The 17,615-nt window shown below is 46.2% G+C and carries 11 protein-coding genes; 8 read left to right on the top strand and 3 right to left on the bottom strand.

Going from position 1 to position 17,615, the window contains the following annotated elements; all coding sequences use genetic code 11:
* Positions 1-61: 61 nt before the first annotated feature.
* Both HGH47_RS10850 and gltX read right to left on the bottom strand, forming a co-directional pair.
* Positions 62-1,414, bottom strand: a complete 1,353-nt coding sequence (locus HGH47_RS10850; RefSeq protein WP_432912327.1) for a glycine--tRNA ligase — start codon at positions 1,412-1,414, stop codon at positions 62-64.
* A 19-nt stretch (positions 1,415-1,433) separates the two neighbouring features.
* Positions 1,434-2,957 carry a glutamate--tRNA ligase gene (gltX, locus tag HGH47_RS10855; RefSeq protein ID WP_212565709.1) on the bottom strand — a complete coding sequence of 508 codons (1,524 nt, stop codon included), beginning with the start codon at positions 2,955-2,957 and terminating at the stop codon, positions 1,434-1,436.
* A 320-nt stretch (positions 2,958-3,277) separates the two neighbouring features.
* On the opposite strand from gltX, the gene coaD reads away from it, so the two are divergent.
* The 3 genes from coaD to brnQ all read left to right on the top strand — a co-directional run bounded on the left by coaD (position 3,278) and on the right by brnQ (position 7,043).
* Complete coding sequence (gene coaD, locus HGH47_RS10860; protein WP_212565708.1) at positions 3,278-3,763, top strand: pantetheine-phosphate adenylyltransferase; 486 nt, start codon at positions 3,278-3,280, stop codon at positions 3,761-3,763.
* Positions 3,764-4,015: 252 nt separating this feature from the next.
* Positions 4,016-5,680: a formate--tetrahydrofolate ligase gene (locus HGH47_RS10865; protein ID WP_212566496.1), complete on the top strand. Its 1,665-nt coding sequence runs from the start codon at positions 4,016-4,018 to the stop codon at positions 5,678-5,680.
* A gap of 22 nt (positions 5,681-5,702) precedes the next feature.
* Positions 5,703-7,043, top strand: coding sequence for a branched-chain amino acid transport system II carrier protein (brnQ, locus tag HGH47_RS10870; protein WP_212565707.1), 1,341 nt, complete (start codon positions 5,703-5,705; stop codon positions 7,041-7,043).
* 91 nt (positions 7,044-7,134) lie between these two features.
* Here brnQ and HGH47_RS10875 read toward each other — a convergent pair whose 3' ends face one another.
* A complete protein-coding gene (locus HGH47_RS10875; protein ID WP_212566495.1) occupies positions 7,135-7,557 on the bottom strand; it encodes an ATP-binding protein in 423 nt (140 codons plus the stop codon).
* A gap of 246 nt (positions 7,558-7,803) precedes the next feature.
* Here HGH47_RS10875 and HGH47_RS10880 point away from each other — a divergent pair, with 246 nt between their 5' ends.
* From HGH47_RS10880 to HGH47_RS10900, 5 genes are all read left to right on the top strand, one after another.
* Positions 7,804-8,961, top strand: a complete 1,158-nt coding sequence (locus HGH47_RS10880; protein WP_212565706.1) for a peptidoglycan DD-metalloendopeptidase family protein — start codon at positions 7,804-7,806, stop codon at positions 8,959-8,961.
* 129 nt (positions 8,962-9,090) lie between these two features.
* On the top strand, positions 9,091-13,158 hold the full coding sequence (locus tag HGH47_RS10885; protein WP_212565705.1) for a FlgD immunoglobulin-like domain containing protein: 4,068 nt from the start codon (positions 9,091-9,093) through the stop codon (positions 13,156-13,158).
* A gap of 112 nt (positions 13,159-13,270) precedes the next feature.
* Positions 13,271-13,903, top strand: a complete 633-nt coding sequence (coaE, locus tag HGH47_RS10890) for a dephospho-CoA kinase (RefSeq protein WP_253675899.1) — start codon at positions 13,271-13,273, stop codon at positions 13,901-13,903.
* Positions 13,904-13,911: 8 nt separating this feature from the next.
* The gene (locus HGH47_RS10895; RefSeq protein ID WP_212566494.1) at positions 13,912-14,760 is read left to right on the top strand and encodes an SPOR domain-containing protein; all 849 of its coding nucleotides are present in this window, start codon (positions 13,912-13,914) and stop codon (positions 14,758-14,760) included.
* 230 nt (positions 14,761-14,990) lie between these two features.
* On the top strand, positions 14,991-17,606 hold the full coding sequence (locus HGH47_RS10900) for a hypothetical protein (protein WP_432912335.1): 2,616 nt from the start codon (positions 14,991-14,993) through the stop codon (positions 17,604-17,606).
* Positions 17,607-17,615 lie beyond the last annotated feature (9 nt).

Genomic DNA, 17,615 nt, shown 5'->3' on the forward strand with positions numbered 1-17,615 from the left:
GCACAATGCCGGTGCCGCTTGTTATGCGGTGCTGCCTGCCATTATACGGGAAAATACAGCCTTACGCTCTGGTGTAATTTTTTATTTCGGTTCTGATTCGGTTTGCAAGCTCTGCACGGGGAACGCGTACTTGCTCCATAGAATCGCGGAATCGTAAAGTTACGGTTCCATCTTCTTTGCTGTCATAATCGACGGTAACACAGAACGGAGTTCCCGCTTCATCCTGACGGCGATACCGTTTACCGATTGCGCCGGATTGGTCGTAGTCGGTACGGAAGTCTTCACGTAATTCCGCTTGAATTTCCTGTGCCAGTTCCGCAAGTCCGTCTTTCTTCATCAAAGGTAGCACCGCTACGGTAATCGGCGCAATAACAGGGTGAAAATGCAGCACGGTTCGCCAATCGTCATCATTGCCTTTGTCGGCAACTTTTTGCTCTTCGTATGCATCGCAGAGGAACATCAAAAGGTTGCGCGTTAAACCGGCGGAGGTTTCGATGATATACGGAATATACCGCTCGTTGCCGTTATCTTGATCGATATACTGCATATCTTTACCGGAATATTCGGTATGGCGGGTTAGGTCAAAATTCGTGCGGTTGTGTACGCCTTCAAGCTCTTTAAAGCCCATCGGGAATTCGTATTCAATATCGTAGGCGTCTTTTGCATAGTGAGCAAGTTCATCCGGGCCATGCCGGTGCCAGCGCAGCTTATCCATGCGGACACCGTGCTTTTTGTAGAACGCCCACCGCTGCTCGCGCCAGTAGTTGAACCACTCGTCATCGGTACCGGGCTTTACAAAAAACTGCATTTCCATCTGCTCAAACTCGCAGGTACGGAAGATAAAGTTCTTGGTTACAATTTCATTGCGGAAGGCTTTACCGATCTGCGCGATACCGAAGGGAATTTTCATACGGTTGGACTGCGCGACGTTTTTATAGTTCACATAGATACCCTGCGCGGTTTCGGGACGTAAGTAGATGAGGCTGCTGTTATCGTCTGTTGGTCCGATATGGGTTTTAAACATCAGGTTGAACTTCCGTACATCGGTGAGTTCACCGCCGCAATCGGGACATTCCTTTTTGGCTAACTTGTTTTGATCAATCTGATCGGCGCGGAAGCGCGCTTTACACTTTTTACAGTCAACTAACGGGTCGGTAAAGTTTTCCACATGACCGGAAGCCTCCCACACGCGCGGGTGCATCAAAATTGATGCGTCAATACCGACAATCGAGTTGTGCAGTTGGGTCATCTCTTTCCACCATGCGCGGGCGATGTTATTTTTTAATTCAATCCCGAGCGGGCCGTAATCCCATGCCCCGTTCTGCCCTCCGTAAATTTCAGAAGACTGAAATACAAATCCGCGCCTTTTACATAGGCTGACAATTTTTTCCATTGAAATTGCATGATCTTCCATACTGAAACTCCTTTTTTCGTTATGCGAACCGTTCTTTTATTGTTTTTTCGATCCGGGCAATAGAGCGATCGATGCCCAATATCTGGATGGAACCGATAAGGGGCGGGCTTACACGGCTGCCGGTAACTGCCATACGCATCGGCATCATAAAGTCTCCAAGCTTAACGCCCATAGCCTCTGCTTCCGCACGGAACAGGTCGCTTGCTGCGTGTTCATCCATATTTGCAATAGAAGGCAACACGGTCTTTGCTTTTTCGAGTACCGCCTTTGTTTTTTCCGCATCCAATTTCTTGGGGATAATCTCTTCCGCAGGCGGGACAGCAGGCTCTTCAAAGAGGAAGCGTACCATTTGCGGTGCTTCCGTCAAAAAGTGCAGCCGTTCCTTAATAAGCGGCATAACCCTCATCAGCATTGCCTTTTGCTCGTCGGTTGGTTTGAGTAAGGTCTGGTCTGCAAAGCGTAAGCCGACAGCATCTCGTGCCTTTTGATCCTGCTCTCCGAATATACCGGAGTTCGCAATAAACGGCCAAGTCAACTCAAAGAGTTCTTCATCGGTTTTAAGCCGCATGTACTGCCCGTTAAACCATTCCAACTTTTTATAGTCGAAAATTGCCGGAGCTTTGTTGATGTGTTCGGGATTAAACCGTTCACCCAATTCTTGGAGCGAGAACATATCCCGTCCTTCTTCATAAGAACAGCCGAGCATCGCGACATAGTTGATAATCGCTTCTTTTAAATAGCCGTTATTGCGGAATTCATTACAGCTGGTCGCGCCGTGCCGCTTGGAAAGTTTATGGCCGTCATTTCCCATTACCATCGGCAAATGGCAAAAATTAGGATGCTCCCACCCGAATGCCTTGTACATCAGCACATGCATTGGTGTCGAGGGTATCCATTCCTGAGCGCGCATAACATGCGTAATCTTCATTAAATGATCGTCCACGACATTCGCTAAGTGATAGGTGGGGAAGCCGTCGCTTTTTAACAAAACGGGATCGGGGTTGATGTCTTCGTTTTTCCACTCGATAGTACCCAGCAGCACATCCTTAAAAACCGTTGTACCTTCAAGCGGCACCTTGAGGCGGATAACATAAGGTTTCCCCGCTGCGATATTCGCCTCGATTTCTTCCTGCGTTAAATTGCGGCAGTGCCGGTCATATCCCGGTGGCATCTTATTCATCGTCTGGATTTTTCTAATGCGTTCAAGCCGCTCTTCATCGCAAAAGCAATAATAGGCATGACCGCTTTTGACGAGTTTGTCCGCATATTCGCGGTATAATTCTGAACGCTGGGATTGAATATAGGGCGCATACGGACCGCCGCGGGGACCGCCTTCATCCCAGTCAATTCCAAGCCAGTCAAGGGTATCGTAAAGGTTTGTTTCGTATTCCGCCGCATAGCGGGTTTGATCGGTGTCTTCTATACGCAAGATAAATTTTCCACCGGTTGCGCGGGAAAAAAGATAATTAAATAACGCAGTGCGTACTCCGCCAATGTGCTGAAATCCTGTCGGAGACGGGGCATAACGGCTTCGAGTTTCCATAGTGTGCTCCTAACCATTTTTTAAGAAAATGACAGTCTATAATTATAGAAACTTTTATCCTTTTGAGCAAGAGTATGGATTCGTACAGCATAGAGCGTTCAGCAATATCTCAAAAGTTGGTTACTTTTTTCGACATCTCTGCGATGTTTAAATCTAAAGATCAAAACCGCCGCCATCCGTATCGATAAAAAACGGCGGGTAAAAAACTATTTGCGGTTTAGTCTTTTGTACGGTACAATAGACACTATCGGGCACCGGTAAAAATCGGCGTTGAGCTTTTAGCGGCGCTCTATCGTATAAAATAAGGAATATGCTGCATTATGGTAAAAGCTGTCTTTGCGGGTTCATTTGATCCTCCCACGTTCGGCCATTTGAATATTATTGAACGGACACAAAAGCTCTTTTCAGAAATACACGTTGTCATTGCCGTAAATAAAAACAAGAGTTATTGCTTTTCCGGCGAGGAGAGGCTGGAGGTTATACAACAATTGGTTTCCCGTTGGAATAATGTTTCAGTACATCTGTGGGATTCGCTGATTGTCGATTATGCGAAGAAAATTAAAGCGGACGTTCTTATCCGCGGCGTTCGGAATGATAACGATTTTTTATATGAATTCGATTTAGCGATGATGAACAAAAGTTTGAATCCGCAGATCGAAACGTTGTTCTTGGTACCCGACCCTAAGTTTTTTGTACTGCGCTCCAGTTCAATTAAAGAACTCGCTGCCTTCGGCGGTGATGTGTCGACTATGGTTCCCCCCATCGTTGAAGCGATGCTGAAAAAGAAGTTTTCACCCAAAAAATAGCAGTAATACCTTTACCTTACTTCTGTGCGAAATTTTACCTAAAATTTCGCACCTCTATTTTTTCTAGTAGACAGGCAAACGCATTAGACAAAGTAAAATAAAAAGCGCAGAATAAGTGAGGCTATGAGACCATTTGAACTGCAAAGCGGTTCAACTCTGGTCGAATAGACTCTCTTATTCTGTGAGGAGTTTTAAAAGGAGTCTGATGCCTTTACCTTGTTTTTTTCATACGATTATTGTACACTCGCCCGCATGAAAACCGATATCCAGATAGCGCGTGAGACACCTCTTAAACCGATACAAGAAATTGCAGCGGAACTGCATATAGATGCTTTCTCCGTAATTCCATACGGGTTTTATACGGCGAAAATCCCATATACAGCTATCATTCCGGTCCGGATAAAAGAGCATAAACTCATCCTCGTTACCTCTATGACGCCGACAAAAGCGGGAATTGGCAAGACGACGGTTTCCATCGGGCTTGCGCTCGGTTTGCAGAAAATCGGTAAAAATGCGGTATTGGCGCTGCGCGAGCCTTCGCTCGGTCCCTGCTTCGGGATGAAAGGCGGGGCGGCGGGCGGCGGTTATGCACAAGTGCTTCCGATGGAAGATATCAATTTACACTTTACCGGCGATTTCCACGCCATTACTTCCGCACACAATATGATCAGCGCGCTGCTGGATAACTATGTGTTTAGGATGCAACATACGCCGCAGGGTTTAAAAAAGGTGATTTGGAAACGGGTACTCGATGTGAACGATCGCGCACTCCGTTCAATTGTTACCGGCCTCGGCGAAGGAAACGGCGTTCCTGCCGAATCGGGGTTTGACATAACCGCCGCTTCGGAGATTATGGCGGTTTTATGCCTCGCTTCCGACATCGACGATTTACGCCGCCGCATAGAAAAGATTATACTCGGCTATCGGCCGGACAACACGCCGTTTACGGTTAAAGACCTCGGCGCCGCCGGAGCAATTACCGTACTGCTTAAAAATGCGATTAATCCGAATTTGGTGCAGACTACCGAAAATACCCCCGCATTTGTACACGGCGGTCCGTTTGCAAATATTGCGCACGGCTGTAATTCCATTATCGCGACCAAAACAGCCCTTACCTACGGCGACTACGTTATTACCGAAGCAGGATTCGGAGCGGATTTAGGCGCCGAAAAATTCTTTGATATTAAATGCCGCAAAGCGGGGCTTACCCCTGCCTTAACCGTGCTTGTCGTTACCACCGGCGGATTGAAATTGCACGGCGGCGTTCCGGAATCGGAACTGTCTAAGCCCAATAAGGATGCGCTTACCCACGGGTTTAAGAATATGGATAGGCATGTTGAAAACCTGCGTAAATTCGGACAGACGGTATTGGTGGTGTTGAATAAATACGGCTACGATACGGAGGAAGAAATCGAATGTCTCCGCACTTATTGCCGAAATACCGGTGTGCCATTTGCCGTAAACAGCGCTTTTTCCGACGGAGGGGCGGGCGCGACGGATTTTGCCCGTACCGTTTCCGGTTTGATTGAAACCGAGCCGTCAAAGCCGCTTGTGTTTACCTATCAGGATAGCGACGGCATCAAAACAAAAATCGAAAAAATATGCAAACAAGTGTACGGTGCAAAAAATGTTACTTACTCTGCCGATGCGGAAAAAATGCTGAAGCGGATAAGTACATGGGGCGTCGATTCCTATCCGGTATGCATCGCAAAAACGCAGTATTCTTTTTCCGACGATCCTAAAAAACTCGGCGTTCCCGAACAGTTTGACATGACTGTCCGCGAAATTATTGTAAATAACGGCGCCGAAATGATTGTTGCGGTTATGGGCGACATGATGCGGATGCCGGGGCTGCCGAAAGAACCTCAAGCGCTCCGTATAGACCTTGTAAACGGTTATATCGACGGATTAGCGTAAATTATATATCAGGGGACATCCTATGAAGAAAGGCTTTAGAGACTGTATTATTGTCGGCTTTGCGCTCTTTGCAATGTTTTTCGGCGCCGGGAATCTTATTTTTCCGCCGCTGCTTGGGTTTATGACCGGCAGCAAATGGTTTATTACGTTTATCGCGTTCTCTATTACCGGTATTTGTATTCCGATTTTGGGCATTTTTGCAATGGGGAAAGCGGGCGGCGATGTACAGCACTTTGCCGGCAAGGTTCATCCTGTGTTTGCCAATGTGTTCGGTACCGTTATTATGCTGGGTATCGGTCCGCTGTTAGCGCTGCCGCGGACTGCCGCAACCACGTATGAAATTGGAGTGCTCCCTTTCAGCGCGTCGATAAGTCCCATTGTCAGTTCTATCGTATTCTTTACTATTGTGTTGATCTTTTCTATTAAGCCGTCAAAGGTTATCGATACCATCGGTAAATATTTAACGCCGGTGCTTATCATCGTGCTTGCCGCTATCGTTATCCGTGCCTTTATCGCACCGCTCGGGCCGCTTGAGAATCCTCCTCCGCAGAACTTCTTTTTAAAAGGCTTTTTGGAAGGGTACCAGACGATGGATGCGCTGGCAGCTATGTTGTTTGCAACGATCATCATCAATAATATCAAAGAGCGTGGGTATTCCGACCGAAAATCGCTGTTAAAGATCAATCTTTCTGCCGGATTAATTGCTGCGGCAGGGCTGTTGCTGGTATACGGCGGCTTGCTCCATGCCGGCGCTTCGGCTTCGTTGGTGTTCCCTAAAGATATCAGCCGAACGGCGCTCCTCATCAATATTTGCGCGAGTTTATGGGGTAATGTCGGAACGGCTATTCTGTCGATTTCGATTGCCGTTGCTTGTATTACCACTGCAATCGGTTTGACGGCCACAGCCGGTCATTTTTTTAAAAAATTATTCCATAATAGGGTCTCTTATGAAGCGATTGTCATTGTCGTGTCGGTATTCAGCTGCTGGCTCGCCAACTATGGAGTAGAAAACATCATCCGCTATTCGGTACCGCTTTTGGAGGCGCTGTATCCGGTTTGTATTCTTTTAACGATTATGAATCTTTTGGATGATTATATTCCCAATCGCTATTATTACGTCGGCGGGGCTGTCGGTACGCTCTTAGTGAGCTGTTTGCAGGCCTTTGCTTCAACCGAAGGTATTGTAAACGATTTCCTCAGACTGTTCGGCACAAAGCCTGTCTCATTCGCAGGCTTGGCTGCACTGTTGCAAAAGCTTCCGCTTTCAAGCATCGGGGTTGCGTGGCTTGTTCCGGCAATCATCGGTGCATTCTTGTTCGGGCTACTCGGCGGGAAAGGCACGGCGGCAAAACAGACTGCGTAACACCGTACAAAGAATTGAGCGATGCCCTAATAAAGTTTTATATAACAAAAAGGCTATGAACGATAGTTTTGGGGCATCCTCATTTCAGCTTCTATTTCTCTTTCGAACTGATTTTTTCTGCAATCTTTTCTTTTGATAAATTAGGATTTTCTGAGATCGCCTCGAGAACCATTTTTACCGGCTCATTTAATTCGAACATCACCATAATATCGTTAGGATGAACTGTATATTCAGGTTCTGCAATTCCGTATTCTCTACAAAGTCTACAAATCTTTTCTACCCCACGCCCCCAGCTTTCTATAAAGCCGGCTCTAAAGAATGTGTTTGAAATATCGGGATTGTGTGGTAATGAACGGTGTTTCTGCATGAGAGTTTCAGCCGTCCAGCTGACTGGGAAAATGCAATCATTACTGATATAGAGTTTGTCTTTATAAACACTGATTTGAACTGGGACACCAACAGAAAAATCCTGATGAATAAGTAAACCTGTTCGGAAATCTCCGTTTCTGAACAGGTTACCTTAAAATGCGATGTTCTAAATCGTGCCATTTGTGCGATTTAGAACTCGTCGACCTATTCGAAAACGCAGTTATCGAATAGGTCTAGTGCATTGAAAACAGCTTCACGCACGGCGTCTTTAGGAAATGGAAAATGCTCAATTCTTGTAATGTTATCATAAGAGATTTCAGCAGTCAGATATTTTGTATAAAGTAAGTCTATTACTCTGTCAGAATTTCGTTTTTTTGCCGATAGTGTAACTATGAATATTATCACGTATCATGCATCCGATATGGATACGGTGCAAAATGATTCCGTGTCGTTTGCTGTTCAGCTAAAGCGTAAAAATGAATATACAGGCGGGCAGGCTCGACAAGCGGCGGTAGCCGCCGATATGCGCTTTTTTTCCGATTTTCAGAGTACAAATATACCGTATACAAAGAAACGGGTCGCTTTTAATCATACTATTCCATTGATGCGTTTGAACCCTTTGCCTTTTTTGCTGATTTTCAGTATTCTGTATGCGGTGTTGGCGGTTCCGCTATTGCGCAGCGGCGCCGGTTCTTATCCCATTCGGACAATGAGCTTTAACGAAGAGCCTTCGTTAAGCCGCGCGATTCATTCGTATATTTTTCCGGAACAGGAAAATTTCGCCGATCAAGAAGCGGCGCCTGTTGCGGAGGGGTATGTTTCGACGGTAACGTTTAAAGATTATACGGTGAGGAAAGGCGATACCATCAGCGGTATCGCTTCCCGGGCAGGATTGCGGAATTTTGGAACGCTGCTATCGGTTAACAATATCGATAACGCGCGCCGGATTAGCGCCGGACAGGTGCTGCGTATACCTTCGACGGATGGTCTTTTGTACACGGTGAAAAAGAACGAAACCCTTGCAGGTATCGCAGCAGCTCATAAAGTAAGTGTTACGGCGTTACTTGATGCAAATGATTTAACGCAGGAAACTTTGGCAGTCGGGCAAAAGCTTTTTATCCCCGGCGCATCGCTTTCGTCTTTTGAGCTGCGAAAAGCGCTCGGCGAGCTGTTTATCTATCCGATACGGGGCAGGCTTACCTCACCGTTCGGGTACCGGAGCGACCCGTTTACGGGGGTACGAAGCTTCCATTCGGGCATCGATTTAGCGGCGCCGACCGGTACTGCGGTAAAAGCGACATTAGACGGAAAAATTGCGGAAACGGGATTTAACCGCATTTTCGGAAATTATGTTATCATAACCCATGATCGTGGGTATCAGTCCCTTTACGGTCATTTATCTGCGATTTATGTAAAGCGGGGGCAGTATGTCACGCAAGGTGCGGCCGTGGGTGCGGTCGGTAATACGGGATACTCCACCGGCCCGCATCTGCATTTGTCTATTTATAAAAACGGGAGCTTGATTAATCCTTTCTCCGTTCTAAAATAGGCCGCTATACTGAATTGTGCAAAGCTGATAACAGATTCTGAGGTACATTTTTTATTAACGTATCACAGGGGATGTCTAAAAAACAAGCTTTTTAGAGATGCCCCACAGAATATATTTTAGGAGGATTGTGTGAAACGAATTGTATTCACTTTATGTGCATTATTGAGTGCATATACACTCTTATTTGCTTATAACCCGCCCGGAGGAGGAGAAGCTGCCAATACGTTCTTTTCTCCCGATTTGCTGGGCGGTCAAGCAAGCGCTACCGGCGGACCGTTCGGGGATGGAAATCCTGCCGAATCGGCAACGAACCCTGCCCTTCCTGCGTATGAGCAGCGGGTTATTTTTGACCTTTCGTATGCTGCCGTTGTCGGGTTTAATAAGAACACCGCAAACGATTTCGGATTAAAAGGCCATTTGGCAAACATCGATTTTTTATATCCGGCTCGATGGGGTGTTATCGCTACCGATGTTCACTTTTTTACTTCATCGTTTAATTCTCTGCAATGGGGTACAGCCGGTTCGATGCGGTTTTCGTATTCAAAGGATTTAACCGATAAGCTGGCGCTTGGTATCGGTCTATATGGTATTGTCGGCACCGATTGGGGCGTAGGAGCCGATATCGGTGTCCTTTATCGGTTCGGGGATCTCGGATTTGCGAAGGATTCAAAAGTCGGCGCTTCGATTACCGGAATGGGTAAGCCGTATAACGCCGGCAGGGGTGGTATAAAAGGCGCCGACAAAACGAGCGGTTTCCCCGGTATGGTTACTCCCCGCGTCGGTTTTGCGACCACCTTTATTTCGGTGAAAAACTTTAAGCTTGGTATGGCTTTTGATCTATCCTTTCCGACATTCCAAAACCTTGTTTTTGATACCGGTTTGCACATGAAGTTTGCCGATATGGTTACCTTTAAAACCGGATGGAACTTTAATCTTGTTGAAACGCTGAAACATCAGCAAACCTATATTCCGTCATTTGCTCTTGCTTGTTCAATTAAAATTAAGTCAAAAGATGCGAATGAAGCGAATGCGTGGGAACAGAGCGACATTACTCCGCAGGTTGCCGTTAAACCTTTTTATAATAATATCTGGGCAATCGGCGCAGGGGTAAATGTAAAGGTTGGAAAAGCCGACACGGCAGCTCCGGTGATTAGTATCGATTATCCCGAAACAAAATACATTTCTCCCAATAGCGACGGCGTGCAGGATGTGCTTGAAATTCCGTTATCCATCACTGATGAACGCTATGTAATGGCATGGGAGTGTGTTTTTGAGAACGAAAAAGGTGAGGTTGTCCGTACCATTGCAAACAAGGAATCCCGTCCGCAATTAAGTGGAAAGTCCTTCTGGAAACTTTTGACAAAAGCAAAATCAGGTGTTGAAGTACCGGGGACGCTGCGGTGGGACGGTATGCTCGACTCCGGTTCGGTTGCGCCTGACGGAACTTACTATTTTACGCTTACTGCTTCCGATGATAACAACAACACGGCAAAAACGGAACGGTATGCCGTTATAGTTGATAATACGCCGCCGGTTGTTACCGTTACACCTCCTTCCGGTCAAAATGCGTTGATTTTCAGTCCCGATGGGGATGGAAACAAGGATACGTTCCTTATCAAGCAGAGCGGCTCCGTTGAAGATAAATGGGTTGCAACCGTTACCGATTCTGCTAACAAGGTTGTGCGCACAGCCGACACCGTAAAGGCCGCTCCCTCCGACTTTATCTGGGATGGGAAGAATGATGCAGGTGAATTTGTTCCCGATGGTATTTACACCTATAAAATTGCCGCTACCGACCGTGCCGGAAACAGCGCCTCTCAATCGGTGCCCAATATCATCGTAGACACTATCAAACCGTCGGTCGGTATTTCCATTAGTACCAATGCCTTTTCTCCGAACGGGGACGGCGTAAAGGACACCATCACTTTATCACCGGCAATTCCGATTCAAACCGGCTTACAGGAATGGAAAATCGATATTCAAAACGCAAATGGAACCACGGTGCACACGATAACCGAAAGCCGTATCGGGGCAATCACCTTTGACGGAAAAGACAAGAACGGAAAAGTTTTACCGGAAGGCGATTACAGAGCAACACTTTCCGCACGGTATGTAAACGGATATGCACCGAGCGAAACATCTCCGGTATTCACCCTCAATGTTACTGCACCTAAAGCAACGGTAAAAGCGTCGACTGACATTTTCTCTCCGGACGGAGACGGAAAGCTCGATACGGTTACCTTTACACAGCAGCTGAGCGCCGGTGATACGTGGACAGCCGAAATTTATGCGCTTGACGGCGCCGGTAATATGAGCGGCAAGCCGGTGCGCAACTTTGCAATTACGAAGGATAACGCTGCAAGTTTTGCTTGGGATGGGCGGAACAACTCAGGGGCTTTGCTCGCGGACGGAAAATACGCCTACCGCTTAGTAGGTAAAAATGACGCCGGCAATACCGGATATTCGGCGCCTGTTTCGGTTGAGCTGAATACCGAAAAAGCGGATATCATTTTGTCTGCAAATATGCTGGCATTCTCGCCGAATAAAGACGGCGTACAGGATACGATTGTATTCTCACCCAAACTGAAATCGAACACCGCAGCGGCTTCCTACACCTTCAGCATCTACGATAAAACGGGTGCTGCCGTAAAAACGGTTACAGGAAACGGTACGCCGCCCGCGTCAATCAGCTGGGACGGTATTGCCGATGCGGGGGATACAAAAGGGCAGCTGTGTGCTGACGGTTCATACTCCGCCGCTATCGACGTAACGCTCACCAACGGACAGACGGCTAAGTCTACTATCCCCGAAATTACGCTCGATACGAAATATCCCGAAGTGGAAATTTCCGCACCCTATCTGGCATTCTCTACGGATAGTGCGGCAACACGCCCGAATTTACCCGTTACGCAGAAATCTTCCGCAGAAAACCTGTGGACGGGCAGCATTACTGCTTCCGGTAATAGGGAAGTACGAAACTTTGCATGGGAAGGGAAAGCTATCGATTTTGTCTGGGACGGAACCGATGCTTCGGGAAATAAAGTTCCCGACGGAACCTACCGCTATACTATTTTTGCGCAGGATCCGGCAGGTAATAGGACAATCAAGTCTCTTGACAATATCGTGATTGACTCGCGAGTTCCTAAAGCGTATATCACTGCGGAACTGCCTGCATTCTCTCCCAATGGAGACGGCATAAAGGATACGCAAAACTTGACCGTTCATACGACACTGAAAGACGGGTTGGCTTCGTGGTCGGTTGTAATAAAGCCAGCGGATAACAGCAATGCCGCTCCGGTAAAGACATGGTCATCGGAAAAAGGGAATGCGCTTGCTTCTTCCATTCAGTGGGATGGTAAATCCGATGTAGGCAGTGTTGCTTCCGGCACTTTTGTTGCAGAGCTTTCGCTGCGTTATACGAAAGGAGATGAGCTTTCGGTCAGCAGTGCGCCATTTGTTTCTTCGACAAAAGCTCCTGAACTCGGAGTTAAGATGCTTCCTAAGTATTTTAGCCCTGATAACGACGGTAACGAAGACGAGCTCTTTATTAACCTATCCGCAAAGTCGGATACGCAGTTAAAGCAGTGGTCGTTTGAAATCCGCGAACCGGAAGATACCGGCAATAAGCTATTCTGGAGTACCGGCGGAAAGAATAAGATAACCGAGCAGATTGTCTGGGATGGCCGTTCGTTAAAGGGCGAAACCGTACAATCGGCTACCGACTATCCGTATACCTTTACCGTAACCGATGAAGTCGGACAGACCTCCGTTGTTAAGGGGTATATCCCAATCGATGTACTGGTTATCCGCGATGGAGATAAGCTCAAAATTGCCGTTCCTTCTATTATCTTTAGAAAGAATGCCGCCGACTTTGAAGGACTCGAACAAAATGTCGTTGATCGGAATGTTAAGGTATTAACCCGTATTGCGCAAATCTTGAATAAGTTCCCCGAATACAAGGTTCAGGTTGAAGGACATGCGAACAACGTAAGCGGGACGGAACGTGAAGAAAGAGAAGACCTTATTCCGCTTTCGGGCGCACGCGCCGATGCTGTCCGCAGATTCCTGATCGAAAAAGGCGTATCCCGCAGTAGATTGTCGTCTGTCGGTATCGGCGGTACAAAGCCGATTGCGTCGCTTTCCGATAGGGATAACTGGTGGAAAAACCGCCGTGTTGAATTTATCTTGATTAAATAACAAAATAATGTTGAATACCGCCGGTTGAGGTACGATGTGCATTAACCGGCAATTTGAGAAATCCGCAGGCGGCGAAGCTGTTTGCGGATTTTTTTTAGCCAAAGGAGCAGAAATGATGCAGAAAATACTTAACCTTATCGGACTTGTAGGGCAGTCCTGTGCGGGGAAAAACATGGTTGCGGACTTCCTTGAAGAAAAAGGATATGCCGTTATCGATGCTGATAAGGTTGCACATACGGTTCTGCAGGAGCAATGCGAGGCGGTGATAGCACGTTTTTCCCCTCATGCTGCAAAGCGGGGTTTACAGCTGCGGACACAGGAGGGGGCATTGAACAGAAAGGCGTTGAGTGTCCTGCTTTTTTCGGAACCGGCGCTACTGGCGGAACACGAAGCTTTTATTCTCCCCAAAATTGAAGAGCGTATCCGCTTTCTTATCAAAGATGCTTTAACCGAATGCCCAAACAGGCCGATTGTTCTCAATGCGCCGACACTGCATAAAACCTCTTTAACCCCCGAATGCTCGTTTATTCTTTACATCAAAGCGCCGTTTTTTATCAGACTTATCCGGGGCAGAAAGCGCGATAATATCCCGCTCTGTCGGCTCATTGCCCGTTTTTTACAGCAAAAAGATTTCTTTGCTCAATACCTTTTGCAAAATGCCGATATTGTAAGCGTGGTAAACGCTCATTCCGTGCAGTCTTTACGGAAAAAAATCGAGCGCGTACTGCGCGAAAAGGGTTTTTGAGGGCAGCTATGGAACAAAAGAAAATTTTATGGGTTATCCTTTCGGTAAGCTTATTCGTATTGATTATTTTCGGTATTGCACTATTTTTATATTCACCGTCGCGAAATAGCGCAACGGCATTGGCCGGCGGGGAAACTGTTCCTTATGAAACGGCCGGTACTTCCGCCAATGTTGATCCTGACTTATGGGCACGAGACCCCGATAGGGTTGCCGGACTGGATAGAACCGCTCCCGCTGCTGCCGGAAACATTATCAATTTGAATAATCTGAATATCATTTCCACCGATGGGCAGAGCGACCAAACAAACGGGATTGACGTTTCCGATTTAACCGTGCAGGCGGGAACTGCCGACGTTTCCGGTCTTCCTAAAGAATTGGCGGAACAAATCGGTATTGATACCGCTCCGGAACAGCCGGAAGAACGCGCTGCCTCTACAAAGAAAGAAGAACCTCCTGCACAGTCGCCTAAAACATCTGAGGTGCAAGCCCCGTCGAAACCGGCTGTGGAAAAGAAGCCCTCTACGCAAGCGAGTGTTTCCGTTACCGTTAAACCTAAGGCGAAAACGTCGGCTAAACCTGCAAAGCCTGCTGTGCCGCAAGTTCAGACTCTTTATTGGGTTCAGACCGCTTCGCTTGCAAGCAGGATTAACGCCGAACGCGCACGGGATAAGCTTGCGGCGCAGCACATGAAAGTAGAGATTTTTACAAAAGAAACGTCGGCAGGCTTAACACACCGCGTAAGAGTCGGTCCCTTTACCAATAACACCGAGGCAAAATACTGGCTAAATAGCATCAAAAAAATTGAGGGCTTTGAAAAAAGCTATGTTACGGAAGAAAAGGTAAAGACGAATAGTTAAAAATCGAACTGGTTTTTTAGTGATAGCTTATAGAGTAAGCCGGAAAAGGGAGCCGTTGTTTTACCGGCTCCCTTTTTTTATATCAAAAGCGTGGGATATCAAAAGCGCTTCTTGTTTTTGCACGGATAACGTGATATATTCTATAGATACTGAATTATTTCGTTATCCAAAGCCAACGCAATTTTTGGTAGGGCTGTCCAAAAGCTGAAAGCCTATCTAAGGGGGAAAGGATGTCTTGTCATAAATATAGCAAATATTTCGTATATATCGGTATGCTTATCGCTTTGGTTTTTACTGCTTCCTGTAATTTGCAGCCTTTTTCAAGCATTAGAGTAAAAGCAAGTCCTAAGGTTTATTTGCCGTTGGGGGCGGAGGAAATTACAGTAAGTGATATAGATAAACAACTGAGAGATATTATAGCTTCAAACGGAGATTCGTCTTCCGGTACAAAGGCGCGTATATTTCGTTATACTCCGTCCGATGCAACAGGTGAAGATAAAAATCAGTTGCGTTATTTAATTCACTATCCTATCAAATCTTTAGACTTTGATCTAAGCAATTATTTCGGAGAAAATGCGGTTTCAAGCGACACGGGACTTTCATACAAGGTAGATGAGAAGATTTCCATTCCTACTTTGGACACCACCCAAGTGTGTACCATAGCGGAGCCTGATGTGATTAATACTAAATTACTGGAGGCTTTTAACAATGCTGATTCGTCGACGCTGCCATCGATAAATATTCCGGCTGACACACCGAGCGAAACTTCGATACCTGTAAATATTCCTATTAACTTTGAAGGTTTTGAAGAACTTACGTTCGAGTACGATGCTTATTTAACACTGTCGGCAGAGCTTCCCACTGGTATGACGTGTTCATTTTCCGATGCAAAACTTACCAGTAACGGCAATACATTTGACGGACATAGCCCTTACGGTTCCTCAAATGTGGTAAAATTTTATCTTGGTGGTAGGTCGATAGGCAACTCGCTAACCCTTACAGGGATGATGACTCTGCACGACAGCACATCGTCGGGCGGCACGGTTACGTTCAAGCGTACCCTTGAAGGAACGATACAAGAAGTGAAAGGCGTAAACGCCCATCTTGAACATCTTACGCCGGGCAGCGCTCAAACTGTTGAATTGCCGCTGCCGGATGATTTTAAAAAAGCCGTTATCGGAGAAGGAACTCTGCAGTTTGCATTCCGACAGCCTGAGGGGTGGAGCGGGATAGAAATAAAAGAGAAAACAAAAATAGCACAGGCGGAAAAAGACGGTGTGCAGGGGCTGAATATTAATCCGTCAGAATTTCGTACCTTAGGAGAACCGATTAAGCTTGCCGGTTTGACGCTCAATGATTCAAAAACGCTGACGTATACGCCGGAGCTTGAGGTAACATTAAAGAATGCAACGTACCGCAAACCATCCCAATCGCTGACTACCGAATTCAGCTTTTCCATCCGGAAGTTTACCGAACTTACTTTGAAAAATAGAGATACGTTTGTAATAGCAAAAACCGAACCTATTCCCGAAGCCATGAAAAAATGGATTAATAAGATAGAGTTTAAAGAAGTGAGTGCAACGGTAACGATGGACAACGGATTGCCGGAAGGGAACCCTATAAAGCTGACGCTTTCGTCAATTGCGCTTAATATATCGTCGCAATCACAAGACTTCCCCTCCCAAAAATCAACGGACCGCACCTACACAAGTATTGCAGATTGGATGTTGGATGTGGAACATACGGCTAATCTTGATTTGAATGCTGCAGTGGAACTTCCCAATTATAACGATAGTGATAAGACGTTTACTTTACAAAATATTTCTACCGGTACGGACATAAAAGTTTCTGTAAAAACAAAGTTTACTCTTGATTGGAAAAAAATTACGTTGAAAGCGCAAAACGGTCAGTCGTTTTCTTATCCTCAGGGGGACAATAGCTTTATTGATCTCTCTGCCCTTTCAAACTTGAAGAAAGTGCATCTGAAAATGCCTGATGTACCGGTATATGTATATGCGGGCACTGCCTCCGGTTTATTGGCTGATAAGTCGATAAAAATAGGGCTGTCTGCGCGCTATACAGAAGAAGGTAGTAGCACTCCCCAGTCGATGACGTTCTGCAGTGAAACTGACTGCACATTACACAACTTTCCTGCCGATAAGTTCGTTGATACTAAAAAAGAATATACGGAGACGATTCCTTCCTACAGTTTCGCTATAAAACGTGGAGTTACCGATAGTACGCTCGCGGATATCTTGAATAAATACCCGACTGGTATACAGCTTGCGTATACATTGACTATGGACAAAATGGACGTGGAGCGCGCAACCTATGACGATATAATAAAAAACGGAGAAAAGGCCGAAATAAAGCTCGATGTGCTTTTAGATGTTCCGGTCGGTTTTACAATCGATACGCCCGACCCAATATCGCTTATGCCGTTTATGAAAAAAATAGGCGAAAGGGATCTCTTAAATAGAACAAGTGCAAACGATAAATTGCTTAACGAACAAATTATGGATGCATTGCAGTCGATACGGTTGAATGCAAATATTCGAAATGACTCGGGGTTCCAACCGTCTATTATATTTCGAGCGAAGACGGAGAATGGCTCTGTGCTCATGGAAAAAGAACTGTCGTCGGCTACCGGAGAAGGGGAATTATTACAATTCACTAAAGATGACTGGGATACGCTCCAGAATACATATCCCGTATATCCTGAAATTCTTCTTCAATTTCCGGCAGATAAACAACGCACTGTTAAGATTAATAAGGATTTTGCCGTGTCCGCATCGTTCACTGTCTTAGCCGAAACGGATATCGATTATTCGATGAAAGTGAACTAATTACCGGAG

This window comes from Treponema sp. OMZ 805 (genome assembly GCF_050937395.1).
Classification (GTDB): Bacteria; Spirochaetota; Spirochaetia; order Treponematales; family Treponemataceae; genus Treponema.

What these genes read in the sequence shown, in the direction of transcription:
- HGH47_RS10895 (WP_212566494.1), top strand. Translation starts at nt 13,912, where the DNA reads ATGGAACAAAAGAAAATTTTATGGGTTATCCTTTCGGTAAGCTTATTC.
- HGH47_RS10865 (WP_212566496.1), top strand. Translation starts at nt 4,016, where the DNA reads ATGAAAACCGATATCCAGATAGCGCGTGAGACACCTCTTAAACCGATA.
- brnQ (WP_212565707.1), top strand. Translation starts at nt 5,703, where the DNA reads ATGAAGAAAGGCTTTAGAGACTGTATTATTGTCGGCTTTGCGCTCTTT.
- coaD (WP_212565708.1), top strand. Translation starts at nt 3,278, where the DNA reads ATGGTAAAAGCTGTCTTTGCGGGTTCATTTGATCCTCCCACGTTCGGC.
- gltX (WP_212565709.1), bottom strand. Translation starts at nt 2,957, where the DNA reads ATGGAAACTCGAAGCCGTTATGCCCCGTCTCCGACAGGATTTCAGCAC.
- HGH47_RS10900 (WP_432912335.1), top strand. Translation starts at nt 14,991, where the DNA reads ATGTCTTGTCATAAATATAGCAAATATTTCGTATATATCGGTATGCTT.
- HGH47_RS10880 (WP_212565706.1), top strand. Translation starts at nt 7,804, where the DNA reads ATGAATATTATCACGTATCATGCATCCGATATGGATACGGTGCAAAAT.
- HGH47_RS10850 (WP_432912327.1), bottom strand. Translation starts at nt 1,414, where the DNA reads ATGGAAGATCATGCAATTTCAATGGAAAAAATTGTCAGCCTATGTAAA.
- coaE (WP_253675899.1), top strand. Translation starts at nt 13,271, where the DNA reads ATGATGCAGAAAATACTTAACCTTATCGGACTTGTAGGGCAGTCCTGT.